This is a genomic window from Burkholderia sp. CpTa8-5 (assembly GCF_017815045.1).
Classification (GTDB): domain Bacteria; phylum Pseudomonadota; class Gammaproteobacteria; order Burkholderiales; family Burkholderiaceae; genus Burkholderia; species Burkholderia sola.
In genome coordinates, this window is the sequence record NZ_JAGIQD010000005.1 from 232,700 (window position 1) to 256,298 (window position 23,599).

At 67.0% G+C, this 23,599-nt stretch carries 17 protein-coding genes; 12 read left to right on the plus strand and 5 right to left on the minus strand.

The window, feature by feature from the left end:
- Window positions 1–465 precede the first annotated feature (465 nt).
- The 6 genes from J8I35_RS10880 to J8I35_RS10905 all read left to right on the plus strand — a co-directional run bounded on the left by J8I35_RS10880 (window position 466) and on the right by J8I35_RS10905 (window position 7,388).
- Window positions 466–1,248 (plus strand): Crp/Fnr family transcriptional regulator, encoded by a 783-nt coding sequence (locus J8I35_RS10880; RefSeq protein WP_209925351.1) that lies wholly within the window; start codon window positions 466–468, stop codon window positions 1,246–1,248.
- Between the two features lie 180 nt (window positions 1,249–1,428).
- Window positions 1,429–1,680, plus strand: coding sequence for an acyl carrier protein (locus tag J8I35_RS10885; RefSeq protein ID WP_006490451.1), 252 nt, complete (start codon window positions 1,429–1,431; stop codon window positions 1,678–1,680).
- Window positions 1,677–2,873, plus strand: coding sequence for an acyl-CoA dehydrogenase family protein (locus J8I35_RS10890; RefSeq protein WP_209925352.1), 1,197 nt, complete (start codon window positions 1,677–1,679; stop codon window positions 2,871–2,873). Before J8I35_RS10885 ends, J8I35_RS10890 begins: the two co-directional genes overlap by 4 nt.
- Window positions 2,870–3,853: an amino acid--[acyl-carrier-protein] ligase gene (locus tag J8I35_RS10895; RefSeq protein ID WP_209925354.1), complete on the plus strand. Its 984-nt coding sequence runs from the start codon at window positions 2,870–2,872 to the stop codon at window positions 3,851–3,853. Before J8I35_RS10890 ends, J8I35_RS10895 begins: the two co-directional genes overlap by 4 nt.
- The gene (locus tag J8I35_RS10900) at window positions 3,850–4,905 is read left to right on the plus strand and encodes a DUF1839 family protein (protein WP_050011084.1); all 1,056 of its coding nucleotides are present in this window, start codon (window positions 3,850–3,852) and stop codon (window positions 4,903–4,905) included. The genes J8I35_RS10895 and J8I35_RS10900 overlap by 4 nt, the downstream gene beginning before the upstream one ends.
- Window positions 4,902–7,388 (plus strand): glycoside hydrolase family 2 protein, encoded by a 2,487-nt coding sequence (locus tag J8I35_RS10905; protein ID WP_209925356.1) that lies wholly within the window; start codon window positions 4,902–4,904, stop codon window positions 7,386–7,388. The genes J8I35_RS10900 and J8I35_RS10905 overlap by 4 nt, the downstream gene beginning before the upstream one ends.
- A 41-nt stretch (window positions 7,389–7,429) precedes the next feature.
- On the opposite strand, the gene J8I35_RS10910 is transcribed toward J8I35_RS10905, so the two are convergent.
- On the minus strand, window positions 7,430–8,821 hold the full coding sequence (locus J8I35_RS10910) for a sigma-54 dependent transcriptional regulator (protein ID WP_175976070.1): 1,392 nt from the start codon (window positions 8,819–8,821) through the stop codon (window positions 7,430–7,432).
- Between the two features lie 1,198 nt (window positions 8,822–10,019).
- Between J8I35_RS10910 and J8I35_RS10915 the strand changes: the two genes are divergently transcribed.
- Together J8I35_RS10915 and J8I35_RS10920 are read left to right on the plus strand one after the other, a co-directional pair.
- On the plus strand, window positions 10,020–10,598 hold the full coding sequence (locus J8I35_RS10915; protein ID WP_050011082.1) for a drug:proton antiporter: 579 nt from the start codon (window positions 10,020–10,022) through the stop codon (window positions 10,596–10,598).
- Window positions 10,595–12,172 carry a mannose-1-phosphate guanylyltransferase/mannose-6-phosphate isomerase gene (locus J8I35_RS10920; protein WP_124594676.1) on the plus strand — a complete coding sequence of 526 codons (1,578 nt, stop codon included), beginning with the start codon at window positions 10,595–10,597 and terminating at the stop codon, window positions 12,170–12,172. The genes J8I35_RS10915 and J8I35_RS10920 overlap by 4 nt, the downstream gene beginning before the upstream one ends.
- A 62-nt stretch (window positions 12,173–12,234) precedes the next feature.
- Here the strand turns inward: J8I35_RS10920 and J8I35_RS10925 are convergent, their stop codons facing one another.
- The gene (locus J8I35_RS10925) at window positions 12,235–13,521 is read right to left on the minus strand and encodes a right-handed parallel beta-helix repeat-containing protein (RefSeq protein ID WP_209925359.1); all 1,287 of its coding nucleotides are present in this window, start codon (window positions 13,519–13,521) and stop codon (window positions 12,235–12,237) included.
- A 288-nt stretch (window positions 13,522–13,809) separates the two neighbouring features.
- Between J8I35_RS10925 and J8I35_RS10930 the strand changes: the two genes are divergently transcribed.
- The 4 genes from J8I35_RS10930 (at window position 13,810) to J8I35_RS10945 (ending at window position 18,609) form a co-directional block, all read left to right on the plus strand.
- Entirely contained in the window at window positions 13,810–14,856 is a 1,047-nt protein-coding gene (locus J8I35_RS10930) for a glycosyltransferase family A protein (protein ID WP_209925367.1), read from the plus strand.
- 320 nt (window positions 14,857–15,176) lie between these two features.
- On the plus strand, window positions 15,177–16,325 hold the full coding sequence (locus tag J8I35_RS10935; protein WP_209925369.1) for a glycosyltransferase: 1,149 nt from the start codon (window positions 15,177–15,179) through the stop codon (window positions 16,323–16,325).
- Window positions 16,326–16,346: 21 nt separating this feature from the next.
- Window positions 16,347–17,426, plus strand: a complete 1,080-nt coding sequence (locus J8I35_RS10940) for a glycosyltransferase family 1 protein (RefSeq protein ID WP_209925459.1) — start codon at window positions 16,347–16,349, stop codon at window positions 17,424–17,426.
- Window positions 17,427–17,556: 130 nt separating this feature from the next.
- Entirely contained in the window at window positions 17,557–18,609 is a 1,053-nt protein-coding gene (locus J8I35_RS10945) for an acyltransferase (RefSeq protein ID WP_209925370.1), read from the plus strand.
- Between the two features lie 42 nt (window positions 18,610–18,651).
- Here J8I35_RS10945 and J8I35_RS10950 read toward each other — a convergent pair whose 3' ends face one another.
- Genes J8I35_RS10950 through J8I35_RS10960 form a run of 3 tightly spaced genes read right to left on the minus strand, consistent with a single transcriptional unit; the run spans window position 18,652 to window position 23,587 of the window.
- Window positions 18,652–20,034: an oligosaccharide repeat unit polymerase gene (locus J8I35_RS10950; protein ID WP_245170195.1), complete on the minus strand. Its 1,383-nt coding sequence runs from the start codon at window positions 20,032–20,034 to the stop codon at window positions 18,652–18,654.
- Window positions 20,031–22,310 (minus strand): polysaccharide biosynthesis tyrosine autokinase, encoded by a 2,280-nt coding sequence (locus J8I35_RS10955; RefSeq protein WP_209925372.1) that lies wholly within the window; start codon window positions 22,308–22,310, stop codon window positions 20,031–20,033. The genes J8I35_RS10950 and J8I35_RS10955 overlap by 4 nt, the downstream gene beginning before the upstream one ends.
- 59 nt (window positions 22,311–22,369) lie before the next feature.
- Entirely contained in the window at window positions 22,370–23,587 is a 1,218-nt protein-coding gene (locus J8I35_RS10960; protein WP_050010859.1) for a polysaccharide biosynthesis/export family protein, read from the minus strand.
- Window positions 23,588–23,599 lie beyond the last annotated feature (12 nt).

A 23,599-nucleotide genomic window follows, 5' to 3' on the forward strand; every position in this document is an offset into this window, starting at 1 on the left:
CTCGTTTCAAACTGTCTCAAATTTGAATCGGCACACTAATTCCCCACTCTGTCCACCACCGCACATATCGCCCGCAAGCCGTTGATATAAATACAAAATCTGGATGACCCCATTTATTTGTCAAATAATGTTCAATGTCTTCCCGCCACTTTCTCTGTACGATTCGTCACGTTGTCCGATTGATTCCGGTCGACATAGAATGACAAGCATGTTCACGATTCCATTTCCGGATGATTAATTCCGGAGAAAGGAATTCTTAAATCGACATAACGTTTGCGTGCAGTCGAAATCGTCAAACTTTGTGAAATGGCAAAAGGTCGAATTGGCCGAATTCAATTGCGTGCTAGCCTTTTTCGCGAGTATCGTCATTCCGTTTTTTTGATCAACAAAGTCCGCACGATCGTGCGATTTCCATTCCGGGATTCGCCGCAACGACGCGCGACCGCCCACCTGCGAGGATGCGCCGTGACTCATCAGGCCACCGACGCCGTCGCTTATGCGAACGGCATGATCGAGCTTTCCCACAGCTTCGACGCCAACCGGTTTCTCGCGGCCATCGACCGCGACGAACTCGCCACGCTGACGCCCCACCTGCAACTCGTTCACCTGAAATCCGGGCAAGTGCTGTGCGAACCCGGCGAAATGCTCGCCGCCGTCTACCTGCCGATCACGACCGCGATTTCGCTGCAGTACGTGTCGTCCGGCGGCATGACGCTGGAAGTCGCGGAGATCGGCAGCGAAAGCGTGGTCTGCGACGACGTGATCGGCGGCAGCGGCCGGATGCCCTGCCGCGCGGTCGCGTGCCGCGACGGCTTCGTCTACCGGCTCGACCGGCGCGTCTTCGCGACCGCGTTCGAGGCGTCGCCGGTGATCCGCCATCTCGTGTTCGTCTGCGTGCGGCTGCTGATGGCACAGGTCGCGCAGATCACGTTCTGCAGCCGTCATCACGTGCTCAAACATCAGTTATGCAGATGGTTCCTGCTCGCGTTCGACCGCACGCGCAGCATCGAGATCCAGGTGACGCACAGCATGCTCGCGCAAATGCTCGGCGTACGACGCGAAACGGTCACGGACGCCGCCGGCGAAATCCAGAAGCTCGGCCTGATCCGGCAATACCGCAGCTCGATCGAGCTCGCGGACCTCGACGGCCTCGAAAAAATGTCGTGCGGCTGCCGCGCGATCGTGCGCGACGAGATGAAGCGCATCCTGTCGGCCGACTCCGGCGTGCCGGCCGCGTCGCGCGCGTGATCGGCGCGCCGGGTCGGGGCGGCGTTTCGGCGCCGCCCGCGTGCCGGGTCAGCCGTTTGTAGGGTGGCGAACAGAACGCCGGGGCTGCCGATGGTCTACTGATGCCGGACTGCCGGGGGGATGTCAGCGCTTATCGCGCGTCTGCCCGAGCGGACGACACCACGCACGCCGGAGCAGCACGTGAAAAACGAAATCAGAACCATCCTGAAGCACGTCGCCCATCTCGAAGCCGCGATCGACTCGATCGGCGACGGGGACGACCTCTACGAAGCGGGCCTCTCCTCGCTCGATACGATCCAGCTGATGCTCGCGATCGAAAAGCAGTTCAACATCGAGATTCCCGACGAGATGCTGAACCGCAACCTGTTCCGCAGCATCGACGCGCTCGCGGACACGATCGCCACGCTGCAACGCACCGAGCACTCCGCATGAGCGCGCTGCTTCCCGAACTCGCGTCCGACAGCGATTCGCATCGGCTCGACGAGGCCGCGCATGCCGTCGCGCAGATCGCCGCGCAGCATGCCGATGCGGTCGATCGCGACGCGCGCTGCCCCGTCGAGGCAATCGAGGCGATGCGCGCGCGCCGGCTGCTCGGCGCGATGGTGCCGGCCCATCTCGGCGGCGCTGGCGCGTCGCTGGAAGACATCGCGTCGGCCTGCTCGATCCTCGGCCAGGCGTGCGCGTCGTCGGCGATGGTGTTCGCGATGCACCAGATCCAGGTGGCATGCATCGTCGACCATGCCGCCGACCAGGGCTGGCACAAGCTGTTCCTGCAGCAGGTCGTGCGTCACCAGTGGCTGCTCGCGTCGGCCACGTCGGAAGACGGCGTCGGCGGCAACCTGCGCGCGAGCCAGTGCGCGCTCGAGATCGACGGCGGCGGGTTCCGGCTGCACAAATCCGCGCCGACGATCTCGTACGGCGACTACGCGGACGGCATTCTCGCCACCGCGCGACGCGATGCGGATGCGCCGGCTTCCGAGCAGGTGCTCGTCACGCTGCTGCGCGACGGCTATACCCTCACGCGCCGCGGCGAATGGGACACACTCGGCATGCGCGGCACGTGCAGCAACGGCTTCGTGCTCGACGCGCAGGGCGCCGCCGTGCAATGCCTGCCGGTGCCGTTCGCGAAGATCGCCGAGGAAACGATGGTGCCGGTCTCGCACATCCTGTGGGCCGCGGTGTGGATCGGCGTGGCCGGCGACGCGTTCCATCGCGCGCACCAGTTCTTCCGCGCGCAGGCGCGCCAGACCGATGGCGCGCCGTCGCCCGCCGCGCGGCGCATCGCCGAATCGCTCGCGCTGATGCAGGCGATGCAGGCGCGCGTCGACAACGTGCTGCGCCTCCACGCGAACGCGTCGGCCCGCTCGTGGTCGGCCGGCATGGCATGGGCCGCCGAGATCAATACGCTGAAGACCTACGTGTCGGCGACCGCGCTCGAGGTCGCGCACCAGGCGATGATGATCTGCGGGATGGCGGGCTACAAGCAAGGCACGCCGTTCAGCATCGGCCGCCACATTCGCGACCTGCACGCGGCGCCGCTGATGATCAGCAACGACCGCATTGCCGCCAACACTGCGAGCCTGTTGCTCGCGCTGCGTCCCGCGACGCTGGAGAAACATACGTGAACGATCGCCTCGCCGTGCCCTCTGCCGCTTCCGCCCCCTCCGTTCCCGCCGACGCACCGCTCGACCGCGCGGGTGTCAATCCGCTGCGCGACGCGCTGATCGATGCGGGCCTGCTGGTCTCGACCGGCATCCAGGGCCTGTTCGGCCGCAGCGAACGATTCGAGCGCGTGGTCGAAGCGCTCGACGCGTTCGTCACGCGCCTCGGCGCCGACCAGCGGGCCGAAGTGCTGCGCTTCCCGCCGGCGATGAGCCGCACCGAGTTCGAGCGCAGCGAATACATGAAGAGCTTTCCGCAACTGGCGGGCAGCGTGCATGCGTTCTGCGGCGACGAACGCCAGCATCAGCGCGTGCTGCAATGCCTCGATCGCGGCGACGACTGGACCGAAAACCAGAAGCCGACCTACGTCGTGATGACGCCGGCCGCGTGCTACCCCGTATATCCCGTCGTCGCGCGCGCGGGCGCGCTGCCCGCCGACGGCCGGATCGTCGACGTGTTCTCGTACTGCTTCCGTCACGAACCGTCGCTCGACCCGACCCGCATGCAGTTGTTCCGGATGCGCGAGTACGTGCGGATCGGCACGCCCGAGCAGATCGTCTCGTTCCGCGAGACATGGATCGAACGCGGCACGCGGATGATCGACGCGCTGCGCCTGCCGAATGCGATCGATCTCGCGAACGACCCGTTCTTCGGGCGCGGCGGCAAGATCGTCGCGGACAGCCAGCGCGAGCAGAACCTGAAGTTCGAGCTGCTGATTCCGATCGAGCACGACGACCGGCAGACCGCGTGCCTGAGCTTCAACTACCACATGGACCACTTCGGACTGCTGTGGGACATCCGCACCGCGACCGGCGATGCCGCGCACACGGGCTGCGTCGGCTTCGGCCTCGAGCGGCTCACGCTCGCGCTGTTCCGCCACCACGGCTTCGACATCGACGCATGGCCGAGCGACGTGCGCGACGTGCTGTGGGGCGCGCGATGAGGTTCGTTTCCCGCGACGGCGAAGACGCGTCGTTCGAGGGCGTGCGCCACCGCGCGCGCCACTACCGGCCGCACCCGCTGCACAGTCAGGAGATGGTCTGGAAGCAGACCAACTGCTACGTCGACATGTGGCTCGAGGTGCTCCGCTGGTGGGGCCTCAATCCGTATGCGGCGCTGCCGTTCACGATCGCGCTCGATTTCGAGGGCGACCAGTTCACGTTCTTCAAGTTTCCGCACGACGAACTGGAGCGGCTCTACGGGATCGTCGTGCAGGAGCATTCGATCTACGAGCCGCTCGACCAGCACATCGAGACGCAGGTCGCGCGTGGCCACCTGATGATCGTCGAGGTCGACGCGTGGTTCCTGCCCGATACGCGCGGCACCAGCTACCGCACGCAGCATACGAAGACGACGATCGGCATCGACGCGATCGACCGCGAGAAGCACCAGATCGGCTACTTCCACAACAGCGGCTATTACGTTGCCGAGGATTTCGACTACAACGGGCTCATCGGCGCGAGTTCGCCGATGACGCTGCCGCCGTATGTCGAATGCGCGAAGCGACGCTTTGCGCCGCTCGACGAGCGCGCGCTGTGCGAAGCCTCGCTCGCCGCGTTGCAGCGCCACCTGCGGCGCCTGCCGGTCGTCGATCCGATCGCGGCGTTCCGCCGGCAGTTGCAGACCGATGCGCAGATCCTCGCGGAAGCGCCGCTCGAACGCTTCCATGCGTACTCGTTCAATTCGGTGCGGCAGCTCGGCGCGAATTTCGAACTGTTCGGCCACTATGCGCGCTGGCTGCACGCCAGCGGCTGCACCGGGCCGTTCGCCGAGATCCGCGCCGCGTGCGATCGCATCGCGTCCGAAGCGATGGTGCTCGAATTTCGGCTCGCGCGTGCGTGCGCACGCGGCAAGGAAGAACGCGGCGATGCGACGCTCGAAGCGATCGAGGCTGCGTACGCCGACCTCGTCGCGTGCGCGCGGCAGATCGGCGCGCCGCTGCGGCACGTGACGCCCGTGCGCGCCAACGCAGCGCCCGTGCCGGCCATGCGGTGACGCGCGCGCGCACGCTGCCCGCATGGTCGATGCGGGCGACGGCCGCGGGCGCCGTGCGCGAGCCGCGCGACCTCCCGGCCGACCACGACGGCTGGATCGCGGCGCCGGTGCCCGGCACGGTCGCGCAGGCGCTCGCGCTGGCCGGCCGGCTCGACGAAGCCGCGTCGCTCGACGAGCGCGACCACTGGTATCGGCTCGAGCTGCGCGGGCGCGGGCTGCGCATCCTGCGCTTTCACGGCCTCGCGACGCTCGCGCAGGCCTGGCTCGACGACACGCCGATCCACTGCTCGGACAGCATGTTCGTCGCGCACGACGTGCCCGTATCGCTCGACGGCACGCACCGGCTGACCGTCTGTTTCCGCGCGCTCGCGCCGCACCTGCGCGACGCGCGCGCGACGCGCCGTGCACGCTGGCGCACGCGGCTGGCCGAACCGGCCGCGCTGCGCACGATCCGCACGTCGCTGTTCGGCCATATGCCGGGCTGGTTCCCGCCGTATGTGCCCACCGGCCCATGGCGGCCCATCGACGTGCTCGATCCGTCCGACGGGCCCATTCTTACCGATTGCAAACTGCATGCACGCGTCGAAGGCGACACGGGCTGGCTCGATGCGGAACTGACGTTCGCCGCGCCGCTGCCCGACATGTTCGCGGCGCGGCTGTCATGCGGCGAACATCACGCGACGCTCGAACGCGCCGGCGCCGACCGGCTGCGCACGAGCGTCGCGATACCGAACGTGCGCCGCTGGTGGCCGCATACGCACGGTGAACCGGCGCTCTACGAGATCGCGCTGCATATCGGCGATGCGCGCCGGTCGCTGGGCTCGACGGGTTTTCGCACGATCGACGTCGACGCCGGCGCCGACGGCAAGGGTTTCGGACTGCGCATCAACGGCGTGCCCGTATTCGCGCGCGGCGCATGCTGGAGCAGCGCCGCGCCGCTCGCGCTGCACGCGGACGACGCGACCTACGGCCGCCTGCTGGGGCTCGCGTGCGACGCCGGCTTCAACATGATTCGCGTCGGCGGCACGATGACCTACGAGGCCGACGCGTTCCACGCATGGTGCGACCGGCTCGGGTTGCTGGTCTGGCAGGACTTCGGTTTCGCGAACTTCGATTACGCGCTCGACGATCCCGCGTTCGCGGCCAACGTCGATCGCGAGGCGAGCCAGTTCCTGTCGCGTCACGGCCCTTCGCCGTCGCTTGCGGTGCTGTGCGGCGGCAGCGAGATCGCGCAGCAGGCCGCGATGTCGGGGCTCGGGCCGAAGCAGCGCTTCGTCGAGCTGACCGCCGACCGGCTGGCCGGCCACGCGGCCGCACACCGCCCCGACGTCCCGTACGTGCCCGATTCGCCCGACGGCGGCGTGCTGCCGTTCATGCCGCGCGAACGCGTGTCGCACTACTACGGCGTCGGCGCGTATCTGCGCCCGCTCGACGACGCGCGCCGCGCGGACGTGCGCTTTGCGAGCGAATGCCTCGCGTTCGCGAACGTGCCGGGCGATGCGACGCTCGCGGAACTCGGCTGGCCGGGCGTGCACGAACCGCGCTGGAAGGCGGCCGTGCCCCGCGACCCCGGCACGTCGTGGGATTTCGACGATATCCGCGACCATTATCTGCAGACGCTGTACGACGTCGTGCCCGACCGGCTGCGGCGCGAGGACCCGGCGCGCTACCTCGAGCTGTCGCGTGCGGTGATCGCGGACGTGATGCGCGAGACGTTTTCCGAATGGCGGCACACCGGTTCGCGTTGCGCGGGCGCGCTCGTGTGGCAGTTCCAGGACGTGATGCCGGGCGCCGGATGGGGCGTGATCGACGCCGCGCACCGGCCGAAATCGGCTTGGTATGCGCTGCGTCAGGTGCTGCAGCCGATCCAGGTGCTGCTCGTCGACGAAGGCCTGAACGGGCTCGACGTGCATGTGGTCAACGAACGCCCGGCGCCGCTGTCGGCCGCGATCGAGCTGGTCGCGCTGCGCGACGGCCGCACGCCGGTCGCGCGGGCCGGCTCCCCGGTGCGGATCGCCGCGCACGACACGGTACGGCTCGGCTCGGCCGAGCTGCTCGGCCGCTTCTTCGACTGGACCTACGCGTACCGCTTCGGCCCCTGCGAACACGATACGGTCGTAGCGACCTTACGCGCCGACGACGGCACGCTGCTGTCGCAGGCGTTCCATTTTCCGTCCCGTACGCATCCGGCCGTGCTGGCGCGTCGCGAACCGGGGATCGAGGCATGCGTGTCGCGCACCGGCGCGACCTGGCACGTCGACATCGACACGCGACACGTCGCCCGCCACGTGCAGATCGACGCGCCGGGCTTCATGCCGAGCGACGACTGGTTCCATCTCGCGCCCGGCACGCCTGCGCGCATCGCGCTCATTCCATTGCGAACGGACGGGAAGCTCGCGGCGGCCGACGACTACGTCGCGCCCACGGTGGAAATCCGGGCCGTCAACGCCGCGCGCGCGGTGCGCGCCACGCAGGCCGGCTGACACGACGCTCGCGTCCGGCGCGAGCGTCATGCCGGCGCATATCAGTCGGACGAGCCCGTCCCGCGCGGTCGCTCGATGCCGTACGCCTCCATCCAGCGATACAGCGTCGCGCGCGACACGCCGAGCTCGCGCGCCGAAGCGGCGACGCGTCCGCGCGTCCGCAATAACGCGGTTTCGATCGCCTCGCGCTCGATCGACTTGCGGATGTCGGCGACCGACGGCGACGCCGCATCGAGACAGTATTCGAGCTCGAGATCCTGCGCGGTGATCAGGCGCCCCTCCGTCATTACGACCGCACGGCGCACGCGGTTGATCAGTTCGCGGACATTGCCCGGCCAGTCGTGCTTGTAGAGCGCCGTGATCGCATCCGTCGAAAAGCCGCGCACGCGATGGCGCGCATCGCCGCGGAAGCGTTCGAGCATGTGGTGCGCGAGCAGTTCGATGTCCTTGCCGCGCGCGCGCAGCGGCGGCTGGTCGATGCGCATCACGCACAGCCGGTGGAACAGGTCGGCGCGGAAACGCCCTTCCTCCATCGCGTCGCGCAGGTCGACGTGCGTCGCCGACACGATCCGGACATCGACCGGCACCGGATCGCTGCCGCCAAGACGATGAATCGAACGTTCCTGCAAAAACCGCAGTAGGCTCGCCTGGCTTTCATGCGGCAGGTCGCCGATTTCGTCGAGCAGCAGCGTGCCGCCGTTCGCGGCCTCGACGTAGCCGATCTTGCGCGCGTTCGCGCCGGTAAACGCGCCGCGCTCATAGCCGAACAGCTCGGACTGCAGCAGATGCGGCGGAATCGCGCCGCAGTTGACTGCGACGAACGGGCCGTTGCGCCGCTCCGAATGACGGTGGATCGCGACGGCCGTGAGCTCCTTGCCGGTTCCCGTTTCGCCGAACACGAACACCGGTGCGTCGGTGCGCGCGAAACGCCGCACCGTATCGAACAGCCGCAACATCGCGCTGCAGGTGCCGACGATGCCCTTTTCCTCCGATTCGAGCTGTTCGCGATCGCGCGCGAACAGGCACTCCATGCCATAGGCATGGCCGACCGTATCGGCGATCCGCTGGTGCGACGCCGGCAGCGTCACGTAGTCGAAGCAGTAGTCGCGCAACAGCGCGCGCACGTTCGGCGACGCCGTCTGGCCGACGTCCACGAGCGCCACCCAGACGACGTCGCGCATCGACGCGCAGGTCGACGCGATGCTGCCGATTGCATCGGCATGGCCACCGCTCAGATCGAGAATGCCGCAGGTAATTTCGCCGGACGTGTCGCGCAGGTCGTTCGCATGCGCGACGACCGTCACTTTCCAGTCGCGGCGCGACAATTCCTTTCGCAGCATCACGGACGGCGACTGCGTCCAGTAAATCAGCGGACGCTGCCCGTTACCGCTCCCCGCGCCGGCGCTCTTATCGCGCGTTATTGGCATATTCATAACGAACCGTCACTCTCTGCACTCCGCGAACCGTCCGCGTGCGCTGCGGCCGGCGGCGCATGGCCGCCCTTCCGCGCTGCGTTTCCGCAGCCTTGGCGAAGATCGAAACTGCACACGGCGAAAACCCCCGGAGGTCGAGCCGGATGTCATCCGGCCTCGTTGTCATCGAACTCGAACGGAATGCGCGGCTGCGGGAGCCATGACATTCCGGCTTTGAAGCGACCCGCCGTCAGGCGGGGCACGCCGGCAAACGGACATTCCGTCCGCATGTGCGTCGCGTCGTACACGACAGTCGCGCCCGATGCTGAACCGGAGGGCTGCCAAACCGCGCCCGGATTGACCGCCCCATTTCATCCGCACCTGAATCTACACCCCGTTTCGAGATGACCTTGTTACCAAAAGATAATCCTGAATCAGTCGGTTACGCTGCCCGTGGCCCCGCGCTGCGCGCTTTTGACCACTGAGATTTGATTATCTCCGACCATTCCCGTCAATCAGTGGCAAATACTACTTTTCCGCAAGATTGATACGATTGATTACCTGCGATTTTCACCGAAATCTCCCAAAAGTGCGTGGGACCGCGCGTCCGGACCGCATAATCGCGCGCGCCGGCGGGTCGCCGCATCGCCTTGCGCCGGCGCGCGGGCCGCCCGGCCGTTACACGTCGTAATCACCGGCCTCGCGCCGCGCAGCCTCCTTTCGGCGAATTCCCCGCCGACAGGCTCGGGTGCCGGGCGCCGGGCATCGGACGCACGCCCGCGCGCCGTGCGGTGCAGCATGACGGCCCTCCCGGCGCGATCGGCCACCGCGCACGTCGCGACCCGAAGCAAACCCACCGGCCGATCACCACGACGGTGCAAGCGCGCGACCGGCCGGTCGCGAACCACCGCAATCCTCGGTCCCGCGTCCCGGTGACCCGTTTTGCGCGCGATGTCGGCCGCGCTTCATTGCAGGCCGCCACGATGAAGCAATTATGAAAAGGCACCGGCCCCGACGGTGTGTGCTATCGCACATTGCGACGCTCCCGTGACGCGCACGTCGCGTCGTATCCCGCGCCGTGCATGCGAATCCGGAGCGTGAGTACGCTTTCGAACAGACCGCCGCACCCCGCATCCGGATGATGAAGATCGCCGCGCCGCACGGAACGACCGCGTCCGTGCGGCGCGGCGTGCCGAAGGCATCACGCGAGGACCGCATCATGGAATGGCATTGTTGTGAATTCGAACACCTGAGCGCCGTCGATCTCTACGCAATCCTGCGCGCGCGCAACGCCGTGCTGGTGGTCGAGGATGCGCACACGCATCTCGACATCGACGGCAAGGACGCGGGCGCGCTGCACGTCTATGCGAGCGTGCGCAACGGCGACACGACGGAAGTCGCCGCGTACGCGCGCATCCTGCCCGGCGACGACATCGATCCGGACGTCGTGATCGACAAGGTGCTGACGAGCGAAAGCTGCCGCGACGACGACACGCTCGAACGCCTGATCGGGCGCGCGCTCACCGCCGCGCAGGCCGCATGGCCGGACACCGCGGTGCGCACGCACGTCCCCGCGCCGCGTCAGGCGTTCTACAAACAGTTCGGATTCCGCAAGGCCTACGGCCCGTATCTCGAACAGGGTGCGCCGTTCGTCGGCCTGGTACGGTCGGCCGACCGTGCAGCCGGCGCGCTGCGTCACCTGCTGTCGCGGGCCGTTTCCGTCTCCCGCAACGACGACACGCGCGCGGACGGCCGCGCGCGCACCCGGCTACCCGCCGATACCGGAGCGAACCGATGACCCCTACCCTTCGCCCGGTTCCCGAGCCCGATCTGCCGAGCATCCTGCCGGTGATTCTCGCCGGCGGCTCCGGCACGCGGCTGTGGCCGCTGTCGCGCGAGCAGTATCCGAAGCAACTGATCGAGCTGGTCTCGAACGAGTCGCCGCTGTCGGCGACGGCGCGCCGCCTGAACGGCATCGCGAACGCGTCGCTCGGCGATACGCTGCTGCTCGTCTGCGGCGAACAGCATCGCTTCATGAGCGCCGAGCAGGTGCACGGCCGCTCGGCGCCCGCCCGCATCCTGCTGGAGCCGGCCGCGCGCAACACCGCGCCCGCGCTGACGCTGGCCGCGCTCGACGCGAGCGCGCTCGCGGACGACCCCGTGCTCGCCGTGATGCCGGCCGATCACGTGATCGTCGACGTCGGCGCGTTCCAGGACGCGATCGCACGCGCGGCGCGCTATGCGCAGGAAGGCGCGATCGTCACGCTCGGCGTGCTGCCGCGCCGCGCGGAGACGGGCTACGGCTACATCCAGGTCGGCGAGCCGCGCTCGGGCCGCCACGGCAGCCAGGGCGGCTACGCGATCGGGCGTTTCGTCGAAAAACCCGATGCGGCGCTCGCCGAACGCTATCTGCAATCGGGCGATTACTGGTGGAACAGCGGGATCTTCGTCACGCGCGCATCGGTCTGGCTGAAGGCGATCGGCGCGCTCGCGCCGGACATCCACGCCGCCTGCGAGAACGCGTGGCGCGCGGGCGTCGCCGACGATCCGTTTTTCCGGATCGATGCGGCGGCCTTCGACGCGTGCCCGTCGGATTCGATCGACTATGCGGTGATGGAGCGCCTCGCGCAACACGGCGAGCTCGGCATCGAAGGCATCGTGGTGCCGCTCGCGGCCGGCTGGTCGGACGTCGGCACGTGGGACGCGATCTGGGAAATCATGCCGAAGGACGATCAGGGCAACGTCGCGCGCGGGCCGATCGTGTTCGAGGATACGCAGGACAGCCTCGTGCGCTCCGAAGGCCGCCTCATCGCGTGCGTCGGGATGAAGGACGTCGTCGTGATCGAGACGGCCGATGCGGTGCTGGTCGCGAACAAGCACGACGTGCAGCGCGTGAAGAACATCGTCGCGCGCCTGAAGACCGACCAGCGCCCGCAGGCGAGCGAGCACCGCAAGGTGCAGCGGCCGTGGGGCCATTACGATTCGATCGATTTCGGCGAGCGCTTCCAGGTGAAGCGGATCGTCGTCGAACCCGGCAGGCAGTTGTCGCTGCAGATGCATTATCACCGTGCCGAGCACTGGATCGTGGTGCGCGGCACCGCGAAGGTCACGCGCGGCGCCGAGACGTTCCTGCTGTGCGAGAACGAATCGACGTATATCGCCGTCGGCGAAGTGCATCGACTCGAGAATCCCGGCCGGATCCCGCTCGAAATCATCGAGGTGCAATCGGGCAACTATCTCGGCGAGGACGATATCGTGCGGTTCGACGATCAGTATGGGCGGGCGGTCGTCGGGACGGTTCAGCCATCGTCAAGGACGACTTCCGCGCAACCCGAGCCGGTCGTATCGCTCTCGGCCGGAGAACCCGGTTAGCCGGACGAGCGTCGGACAGGTGCATGCGAATCGCGCCGGCGCGTTGGCCGCGCCCCGCACGATCAATCGACGCCGCGTTGGGACCAGCGCGCCCGTCTGACGGATTCGCGCACGCGTGGCAGCAGTGACGTATCGGCGCCGACGGCGTCGGGCGCGCCGGGCCGAGACAGGCGCGTGCTCGTGCACGGCGCGCCCCTTGCCCGATGGTTCGCGGACGAACCCGCGGACGCGCCGGCGGCGCAATCCGGTTCAGGTCCGACCCGCACCGGCATGCCGCCGATCCCCGACAGCTGATTGTCCGCCAGCCGTATGTCCGACACGTTGCCCCACAACCGAATGCCATCGAATCGTGCATTCGAAACGCGATTGCCGATCACGGTCACGCGCGACACCGAACCGGACCACGTGCTGACCTCGATCGCTGCTTGCTGCGTGAGCGGACGCGAATCGGTCCGACCTGTCGCCGTCTGGATATCGGCAATCACGTTGCGCTCGATCCGGACGTCAGACGAGCCGACCGTGCGGTTGCTGTCTTCCTGAGCGACGAGAATCCCGGCGCTGACCTGCACGTTGCGCACGATGTTGTTTGAAATCGTCACGTTCGCGCCGCCGACGACGGTGATGCCGCGGCCCCACGGGTTGCCCTCCAGCGAGTTGCCGGTAATCATCACGTTGCGGGTCAGCACGCCTTCCGCCTGGTAGCTCACGACGGCGATCATGTCGTCGCCGGTTCCACGCACGACGTTGCCCTGCACCAGCACGTTGCGCGAGCCGTGCGTCATGTGAATGCCGTCCGCCAGCGTCGACAGCACCTCGTTGCCGACGATCGCGACATCCGCACCGCCGAACACGAAAATGCCCGCGCCTGCGCCACCGTCGACGACGTTGTCGAGCACTTGCACGTCGCGCCCCGTTACCTCGATCTTCGTCGACTCCGGCGTCGTGAGACGCGTGGTGCCGGTTCCCGTGAGCCGGAACCCGACGAGCGTCGTACCGTCGCCGTGCAACTCGATCGTCTGATCGTTCGGCGCTGTCGCGATCAGCGTCGCGCCGAAGCCCGACAGCACCACACGCGCCTGCCGCACGACGAGGGACCGGCCGACGACATACCGCCCCGGTGCGAATACAAGCCGCTGCCCCGGCCGCAGCGCGTCGAGCGCGCGTTGCAGCGCGTCGCCCTGATCGGCCGCGGCGGGGTCCGGACGCACGTACGCGTCCGGTACCGCCGCATCAAGCGCGGCCGGTTGGGTCGCGGAGGTGGCGGGCGCGGCGAGCGCCGGCCACGATAGCGCGCCCGCCATGCACATGCCGGCGACCACAAAGCGCGACAGGCGTTGCAATTCATGCATATCGTATCGTTCCCTGACAAGTCTTCGTGCACGTCGAACCGCACGTATTGACGGCCGGCTGCGTGGCCTGTCCGCTAAGCCGACGAAAGCGGCGACGCTCCAACGTCGATTAGATCAGGGGCTCCGAACGGCTTCGGTGCGTCATCAGACCAAGCGCTCCAGTACCGCATCGACGACGCGATATGCCATGCGCGCGCGCACTCCCGAACGGTAGGCTCGCGAACTGTGCGCAGCCGCGCGATCCGTATCATGACCCCGATCGTCCGCGCGCCCGTCCGACTTCCGCACATGACCGACCTGACCATCGCAATCTGCAACTACAACCACGGCAAGTACCTGCGCGACGCGATCGACTCGGCGCTCGCACAGACCGCGCACGGCGTCCGCGTTCTGATCGTCGATGACGGGTCGACCGACGATTCGCGCGACATCATTCGCTCGTATGGCGAGCGCATTGCCGCGGTGTTCCAGGAGAATCGCGGTCAGGTTGCCGCGTACAACCGCGCGCTGGAGCACGTCACGTCGAGCTACGTCATCCTGCTCGACGCGGACGACCTGCTCTATGCCGACGCCGCGGCACGCGTGCTCGCCGCGTTCGCATCCGGCGATTTCGTGAAGGTCCATTTCCGGCTCGACGTGATCGCGCACGATGGCGCGCGAACCGGCGCGAGCGTGCCGCAGTCGGTGATCGATACGGATTGCGGCCGCCTGTTGCGCGCGGGCTGGCTGTACCCGTCGCCGCCTGCATCGGGCAATGCGTACCAGGTCGCTGCGCTGAAACGCATTTTTCCGGTGCCCGTCACTGCCGACAATCTCCATGGCGCCGATTTCTACGCGATCTACGGCATCGCGCTGCTCGGTGCCGTCCACATGATCGATGCGACGCTCGGCGGCTATCGCATGCACCAGCAGTCGAACGCAAGCGCGGCCGACGGCCCGGCCCTCGCGCTCGCCAACTCGGAAGACGCGGCAACCGGTGCATTGAAGGCCGAACGCCGCTGGTCGATCCTGCGCACGCTTGCCGGCACGCGGTTGCGGGAAGCGCTACCGATGGCCCCGCTCGACTTCGCCATCGAGAAGGCGCGCTTCGCGAGCACGCTGTATCGCGCGCCGCTCGCGCGGCGCTGGCGCTGGTTCCTGTGCGAATCGGGACGCTACTGGCACACCGTGCTGCGCAACCCGTTCTGGCGCCCGGCCAAGAAGGTGGCGGTCACCGTGTTGTCGCTCGCGTGCTTGCTGCCCTCGTCAACGCTGAGCAATCGCGCGATCCGCTATCTGTCCAATCCGCTCGCTCGCGTACGCAAGTCGCCCGACCAACGCACCGGCGCGCGATGAATCCCATCCGGACGCGACTGCGGCTGCCGATTCGCTCGTTCGGTTAGCCATCGCACCGAGTGCGTGCGGCGTGCGCTTCACAATGGTCCGGACCAGTTGATGCATGCGTGGCGCGTAGATTTTCGCCGCCACGTGGCGTGTTCGCGCGATCAAGTCCGACAGACCGGAAGCAATGGCGGCGGCGATCGCGTATCAATCAATCAGGAATGCGTAATTGATCGGACGTACGGTATGCGTGGCCCGCTGACGACTTGACGATACGCCGCCCCCCATCGCCGCACTGGGTAACGAACAGCGCGACCGAATCGACAGACCGAGAGATGACCCAGGAAAAGATCGTTCATATTGCCGAAGCATTCGGCGGCGGCGTGCTGTCGATGCTCACCTATCTCGCCAACCATGCCGCCGCGGCCGGCGTGGATGTGACGGTGCTGCACGCGATCCGGCCGGAAACGCCGGCCGATTTCTCGACGCTGTTCCGGCCCGACGTGAAGCTGGTCTATGTCGACATGGTGCGCGAGGTCAACGTCCGGCAGGATCTGCGGAGCGTGCACGCGCTCGTCCGTACCCTGCGCGACTGCAAGCCGACCGCGATTCATCTGCACTCGTCGAAGGCCGGCGTGCTGGGACGTATCGCTGCCCGGATCGCCGCCCCGAATGCAACGGTTCTCTACTCGCCACACGGCCTGTCATTCCTGCGCTGCGACGTGTCGCCCATCAAGCAGTTCGCTTATCTGAGCTTCGAGCGCATCGCGGCGCGCATCGGCGGCACCATTGTCGCGTGCTCGGGCAGCGAGCTCGGCGAGATCAACGGAAAAGTCAGGCCAAGATCGGCGGTCCTGGTGGAAAACGGCGTGAACGTCGCGGAGATTCCGGCCCGCCGTACGCGCGACGACCACAAGGTCGTGATCGGGATGAGCGGTCGCGCGTCGTTCCAGAAGAACCATGAAGCATTCGTGCGACTCGCCGACATGTTGCACGGCGCCAGCGTCGAGTTTCTGTGGATCGGCGGCAACGCGGCCGAGATCCCGGATTCCGCCGCGCGCGAGGCCGTCGCATGCAGTGGCTGGGTAACCCGCGAACGCGCGCTGGCGCTGACGTCGGAACTCGACATCTATGTCCAGACCTCCCGCTGGGAAGGCATGCCGGTCGCGCTGATCGAAGCGCAGGTTGCCGGAATTCCGGCCGTCGTGACGAACGTTGTCGGCAATCGCGACGTGGTGATTCATGGTGTGACGGGCTATGTCGCGTCAACCGCCGACGAGATGGTCGAGTACGTGACCGCCCTTCGCGACGATCGGCAGCTTCGCGAGCGGATGGGTGAAGCCGCGCGAAAGCGGGCCATTCAGCGGTTTTCGATGAGCGCGATCTTCCGGCAATGGCATGCGCTTTACGGACTCGGCACCGACGAGCCGCGCGTCGACACGCGCGAGTTCAAGCCGGTTGCAGCGGATCACGTCAAAGCCTGATTTCGATATCCCTTTATGGACATGATCTCGTTCAAGAAACCGAAGCCACTCGTATACAACGGCCGATTCACCACGCAGAAGACAACCGGGGTGCAACGCGTCGCACGCGAGCTGATCGCCGCATTGATCAAGTTTCAGCCGCAGGATCCGGTAACCGTGCTGGTGCCTCCGCAGCCGGGCATCGAGGTAAGCGGAGCGAAGATGGTCGAAGTCGGCTTTTACAAGGGCGTGGTGTGGGAACAGCTGGTGCTCCCGTTGTTCGCACGCCGCGGCCGCATCGTCAATCTCAGCAATTCGGCATCCATTTTCATCGGCAACCAGATCATCTACATGCACGACGCGGCCGTGTTCGACACCCCCGCGCATTTCTCCCGCCCGTTTCGCATGTGGTACCGGGTCATGTTCTGGATCCTGGCGCGAACCTCCGTCTGCGTGCTGACCAACTCCTATTTCTCGCGGGATCGCCTCGCGCATCACTGCGGGGTTGCCGCGGAAAAGATCAGCGTCGTGCCGCTCGGCGCGGATCATCTCGACACCCTGGAACCGGACACCAGCGTGCTCGATAAGCATGCGCTGACACCGAACCGGTTCGTGCTCGCGGTCAGCAGCATGAATCCCACCAAGAACTTCGGCCGGCTGATCGCGGCGTTCAGGCAGATCGACGATCCGTCGGTCGATCTCGTCATCGTCGGGATGCAGAACACCACCGTGTTCGGCAAGCAGGACCTCATGGCGGCGGCGGAACCGAACGTCAAGTACGTCGGCTATATCAGCGACGAACAATTGAAGGCGCTGTATCAGCACGCCGCATGCTTCCTGTATCCGTCGATCTACGAAGGCTTCGGCATACCGCCTCTCGAGGCGATGCGCTACGGCTGCCCGGTCGTAGTCGGCAAATCTGCGGCCCTGCCGGAAGTCTGTGCCGATGCGGCGCTGTACTGCGATCCGTATTCGCAGGACGACATCGCGCGGAAATTGCGGAGCCTGCTCGATTCCGACGCACTCAGAGCCGAGCTCAAACGCAAGGGAAGCCTGCACGCGGAGAAGTATCGCTGGAGCCGAAGCGCCGAGATGATGAAGGCGATATTCGAGGGGTTGTAGGCCATCCGTCGGGCTGCACGACGCTCCACTGTCGCCCACCGCACTGTCCTGCGCATCGGTCCGCCATACAGTGAACGACTGTCCGATATCCCGGCGGTGCGGAACCTGACGGGCCGACCGCCCCTTCATCATGACTGCTCGCGAAACCAGCCTCGATGTCGCCCGCGGCGCGGGAATCATTCTTGTCGTATACGGCCACGTGCTGCGCGGTGCCGTTTCCGCCGACCTTGTGCCGACAGGCGCGGCCGACACGGCATTCGCGTGGACCGACTACGTGATCTACACGTTCCACATGCCGTTGTTCTTCTTCCTGTCCGGCCTGCACGTCTGCAGCTCGCTGCGCCGCGCGCCGGACGGTTTCTTGTGGTCGAAGATCAGGACGATCGTGTATCCGTACCTGCTGTGGTCGATCGCGCAGGGCGCCGTGCAGATTGCAATGGCGTCGCACGGCACCAATCATCCGTTCACGCTGGACGACCTGCTGGCGATCGGCTGGCGACCGTTCGCACAGTTCTGGTTCCTGTACGCGCTGATGCTCTGCATGCTCGGCATCCGGGCTTTCGCGGCGGCCGTGCCGAATACGACGCGTTCACCCATGCCATCGCGGGCGCGCGGCTGGCTCGCCGGATGCGCGGTGCTCGGGCTGGTACTCGGCGCGGCGACGCAGTGGGGCATCCTGTCGATCACGCTGATGAACGCACCGTTCTTCGTGACGGGCGTCCTTGCGTCGCAGGCGTTGCCCGGCTGGCTCGCGCGCAACAGCGGGCCAACCGCATGCGCCGCCACGGCAACGGCATTCGTCGCCGCAGTTGTATTCGCTCACGGCTTCGGTGGCGCGACGAGCATCTGGGCGCTTCCCGCCGCGTTCTCGGGCATCGCGCTGACGCTGCAACTCGCGCATCGGTATGCGTCGCAGCCGGCACGCGCGGCATGGCTGGCGGCAATCGGTTGCGCATCGATGCCGATCTACCTGACCCACATCTTCGCGATGGCGGCCGTACGGATCGTGCTGATGCGCGCCGGCATCACCGATCTCGCCTTACACCTCGTACTCGGCACGCTGGCCGGTGTCGCGATCCCGATCGTCGTCTATCTGGTCGCATTGCGGACAGGCTTCGCGCACGTTGCCGGCTTCCCCGCGTGGCCAGGACGCGACACGGCGGTACGAACGCGTACCGCTTGAGCTTCGCGCGATCATCCCGAGGTCCGGGCGCCCTGCGAGCTGCTATGCCGTTGCACTGCCGCCCCGCTCGTTCGTTTCCGCGGCGCGCGTCCCGCGTCCGGATCCCGTATGCCCGGAAGGCCCAACGCCCGCCGGGCGCTTCCCGAACCAATGGAACACGATGATCGGCAACACGATCGGCAGGAAATTGCGTCCGCTGAACAGATTTGGCGTACGCATGATTTCCATCAGTGACACGTAGAGCACCGCGTGCGCGCAGCACCAGAATCCGTTGCCGCTGCGCCAGCCCGCATAGCTGCGGCCAACCATCCAGCCGAGCACGGCTGCGTCGAGCAGCCCGAACCAGCCCCATTCATAGAAGTGGACGAAGATCCCGGACGGATTGTTGAATTCCGGGTCCGCGTAGCTGTTCAGAAACAGGTTGAAGCTGTCGCTCGAATCGAACCACGGCTGGAACGTCGCGCCGATCACCGGAAAGCGCATCAGCCAATCGAACGTGAACATCGGATGGCCCTGCCCCCAGCCGAGCACGGCGAGCATCCCCGCACCGTTGTTCAGCGACGTCGAATAGTACAGGCCGAGCCGTTCGAGCGCGAAGTCGAAGATGTTGTCGTAGATGTTGACGTAATAGGCTTCCCATGAACGGTTGTACTCGTTCGCGATAAACAGCGCGAACAACAGCGGGATCGCCGCGTACGGCCCGAGCGTCAGCAGCCGCGCATACCGGCCGTGCAGCCGGAACCGCACGACCATCAACGCGAGCGGCATCACCATCTCGATCAACGCGAGGCGCTCCGCGAACAGGAAGCTGCGCAGCAGCGTCAGCACCGCGAGCACGGCCATGTAGATCTTGTAGCGGTTCAGGCCTTTCGCCGGCGTTCGGAACACGTAGAAATAGAGCGCGACGAACGGCGCCGTCGCCTGCGTGAACGAACTCAACCCGGTGATCCGACCGATCTGCTGGAGCATGTCGTACGCGGTAGCCTGCCCGTGCAGGAACTCGAGCAGCAGCGCCGGACGCGCGATGACTCCGCTCATCATCACGAGATTGCCGAACAGCGCGAGTGCAAACAGGCAATCGAGCACGCGCGGCGGCACCTCGACGGGCGTTTCCGGCGGCCCGCGCCGCGTCCGCGCTTCGGTCGTCGCGAGCCACGCCGTGGCCGCCACCACCATCAGGAACAGCGCGCCGACGAACGCGTAGTAGCCGTCGAAATAGATTCTCGCGATCGACTTCTGGTCGCCCAGCAGGCTGAGCGACAGCAATCCGTACAACGGCAGGATGAACATCAGCACGAGCCGGGCCGGATCTTCCCACCAGTAGCCCGTGTAACCACCCGCCGCACCGCGCACGCGCGCCATCCCGCGCAACGTCGCCGGGCCTGGTCGCGGCCCGGCTCCAGCCCTGCCCGCTCGCCGGTTCATGACGGGCGTTCCGCCCGTTGCCGCGACGCCATCATCCCCGTCAACCCGGACGTGGCCTGATGCGTGTTCGCATCGTTGTAGCCGTAGTCGTACCGTCCCGGCGCGCCCTTGTAGTCGTTCAGGATCACGCCCCGTACGCCGATATGCGCGTGCTCGAGCCGCCGCGCGCTTTCATCGAGTTCCGTCAACGTCGTCACGCCGCTCCGCGCAACGAGGAACACGGTGCCCGCCAGGCGCCCCAGCACCAGCGCATCGGCGACCGGGAGCAACGGCGGGCCGTCGAGCACGACCATGTCGTAGCGAGACGCGACCCGCTCGATCAGTTCGGCGAGCGCGGGCTGCAGCAGCAGTTCGCCCGGATCGGGAACGACGTTGCCCATCGCGATGAAATCCAGGCCCGGTGCGACGCCGCGCTTGATTGCGTCGTCGAGCGTGTGGGTGCCCGCCACCACGTCGGAGAGCCCTGGCGCGCGGCTATAGCGGAACCGGTCGTGCAGCGAGCCCTTGCGCAAGTCGGCATCGATCAGCAGGACGCGCCGCTTCGCGGCGCCCACGAGCGACGCGATGTTGGCCGCGACGAACGACTTGCCGACGCCCGTCGTCGGGCCGGAAATCAGCACGACGGGATTCGATGCGGCCGGCATCGACAGTTGCAGCGCCGCCCGGAAATTGCGCAGGCTTTCGAGCGCCGCATCCTGTCCGTCGGCCTGGGCCTGCGTCGCCAGCATGCGCTGGCCGCGCCGGCGCACCTTTGACCGCAGCTCCGCTTGTGCCGCGACGGCGCTGTGCGGGACCGTCGCGAACACCGGCAAACCCGTCGCCCACTCGATTTCCTCCGCGTCGCCGATCGTGCCAACGACACGCTGCCGGGCGACCACGATCGCCGCGCCCGCCATCAGGCCGACCATCAGCAAGCCGACCACCGCGACCCCGCGATGCGGACCGATCGGTTGCTCGGCGACCTTCGCCGTATCGACGATCCGCACGGTGCCCGTCTTGCTGGCACGCGCGAGGACCATCTGCTGGCGCGTATTGAGCAGGTTCGTGTACAGCGCGGTGTCGACGGCCACGTCGCGCTGCAGTTGCAGCACGCCCTGCTCGACGGTCGGCAGTTGCTGGATCTGCTTGCGGGCCGTGTCGAGCGAGCGCTGCGCATCGGCGAGCTGCGCATCGACGGCCACGATGGCCGGATGCTTCGGCATGAAGCGCGTCAGCAGTTCCTCGCGCCGCTGCTGCAGCGTCTGCACGCGCGTCTCGATGTCGACCGACTGTTGACGCAATGCCAGTGCCTCATCGCTCGTATTGACCGTCCCGTGCGATGCACGGAATGCGTTGAAGCGGCTCTCCGCCGCTTCCAGCTGCGCCTTCAATTGCGGCAACTGGCCGTCCATGTATCGGATCAGCTTGTCGGCCGCCTCGGACTTGCGCTGCGTGTTCTGCGCCAGATACGCATCTCCGATCGCGTTCAGCACACGGCTGTCGTGCACGGGATCGATGCCGTCGAGCGTCACGCCGATCATGTTCGACTGCTTGCCGCGCTCCGAGATCAGCGCGTTCTTCTGCAGCCACGTCGTCGCCTCCTCGTCGCTGTAGCGCGTCAGGTCGAAGCGTGCGCCGGGCTGGCCGGCCACGTCGCGCACGAACACGTCGATCGGCCCCTGCGGCGTCTCGACGTGCAGCGGCTGGCCGATGCGGCCCTGCCATGCCGGTCCTTTCCGGCCGAAAAAGCCCGTGCGCTGCAGCGTGTAGGCGCCGTCGTCGCCGACGGTCAGCGCGAAGCGCTTGCCGAGCAGGCGCTTGGGCACGTCGAAGGTCGGCACGTCGATGCGCTCGGTGCCATACACATATCCGCCCGGCAACGGCGACGACAGCCCGTCGGCCGCGTTCACGAAGCGCCAGCCGATCAGCGGCAGGTAATGCGGCCGTGCGTCGAGGGCGAGGTTCGTGCTCTGGATCGCGCGGTCGAGCACCGCACGGGATTTGAGCACCTCGATCTCGGTCGATGCATCGGTCTTCAGATCGAACACCGACGACGGATCGCCGGGCGGCGACGTCTGCTTCGAATCGGTCTGGCTTTGCTCGACCTGAAACAGGATGTCGGAGCGGTAAACGGGAGCCGCGAACAGCGCATACAGGCCGCCCGCGAGCGCGCCCGCGAGCGCCGTGCAGACGATCAGTCGCCGGCCGCCATACAGCATGCTCCAGTAGCGGCGCACCGGATAGGACGGCCGCAGAATGCGCCCGCTGTGCGGGTCAGGCAGGGTCGAAGTGTTCATACAGCATCAGTCCCGTATGGCGCGACGCACGGTCGCGGTCACGAAATCCGCCTCGGGCATCACGGCGAAATGGCTTTCGCCGTCAGCGCACCTTGCGCGGACGACGGAATCAGCAGGTTCACGACGCGGCTCCAGCGCACCAGCGATGACGCATCGACGAACACGACGTCGCGCCGCTCGAGCGGAAACTGGTCGGCGAGCGCGAACGACGCGGGCGAGCTGCCGTCGAGGTGGTACACCCGCGGGCGATTGTCGGGGCCGCGGCGCACGACGAACACCTGGCGCGCATCCGACGTGTACTGACTTACGCCGCCCGTGTCGCCGAGCGCTTCGCCGAGGCTCATCCGGCCGTCGGTCAACGTCAGCGTCGCGGGCCGCGATACCTCGCCGAGCACGAATACCTTCGCGTCGCTCGCCGCACGCACGCGCACGAGATCGCCGTCGCGCAACAGGATGTTCGACGGATTCACGCCCGCCGCGATCAGGGCAGGCAGGCTCACGTTCACGGTCGTGTCGCCGCGCGTCACCGAAACCTGCGAGCGATCGGCCGTCGGCGTGAAACCGCCCGCGCGGTCGATCGCCTCGGGCAGCGTCATCGGCATGTCGTTGACGATCTGCAGACCCGGCGTGCGCACCTCGCCGTCGAGATAGACCCGCTTGCTGCGGTAGCTCTGCACGCGCAGCGCGAGCTGCGGCTTGCGCACGTATTCGCCGAGCCGCTTCGTCAGCAGCGCGCGCGCCTGTGCCTCGGTCAATCCCGCCACGTGCACGAGGCCCGCATACGCGAACTGGACGTTGCCGGTCGCGTCGACCGTATAGCCCGTCGCGACCGAGCTGGCGCCGACGCCGTCACCGCCGCCGAGCGTCTGTGTCGTCGGCAGGTTCAATTCGGGGTGGTCCCATACGACGATGCCCAGCACGTCGCCGGGGCCGATCGTATACGGCGTCGGCTTGCCGAACAGCCGGCGGATCTCCGCGTCGACATTGGCCGACCGCCCCGCCTGGTGCTGGGCGACGAATGCCGGCGTGATCTCGATCAGATCCTCGCTCGACACGTTCTGCACGCCGTCGAGGCCGCCCGAACCCGATGCGTCGGCGCTCACGCGCGCATTCGCGTCGCGCTCCGCCGGCGCGCGGTAAGTCATGCCCGGCGACAGCGCACATGCGCTCAGCGCGCATGCGGCCGCCACGATCGCCATGCGCGACAGCCACGGTGCGCGACGGGCGCCGGGCCGCGGCGTGCCGCGCGTCGATTCCGGTTGCGTGGTGATTGACATGGTGTCCTTCCA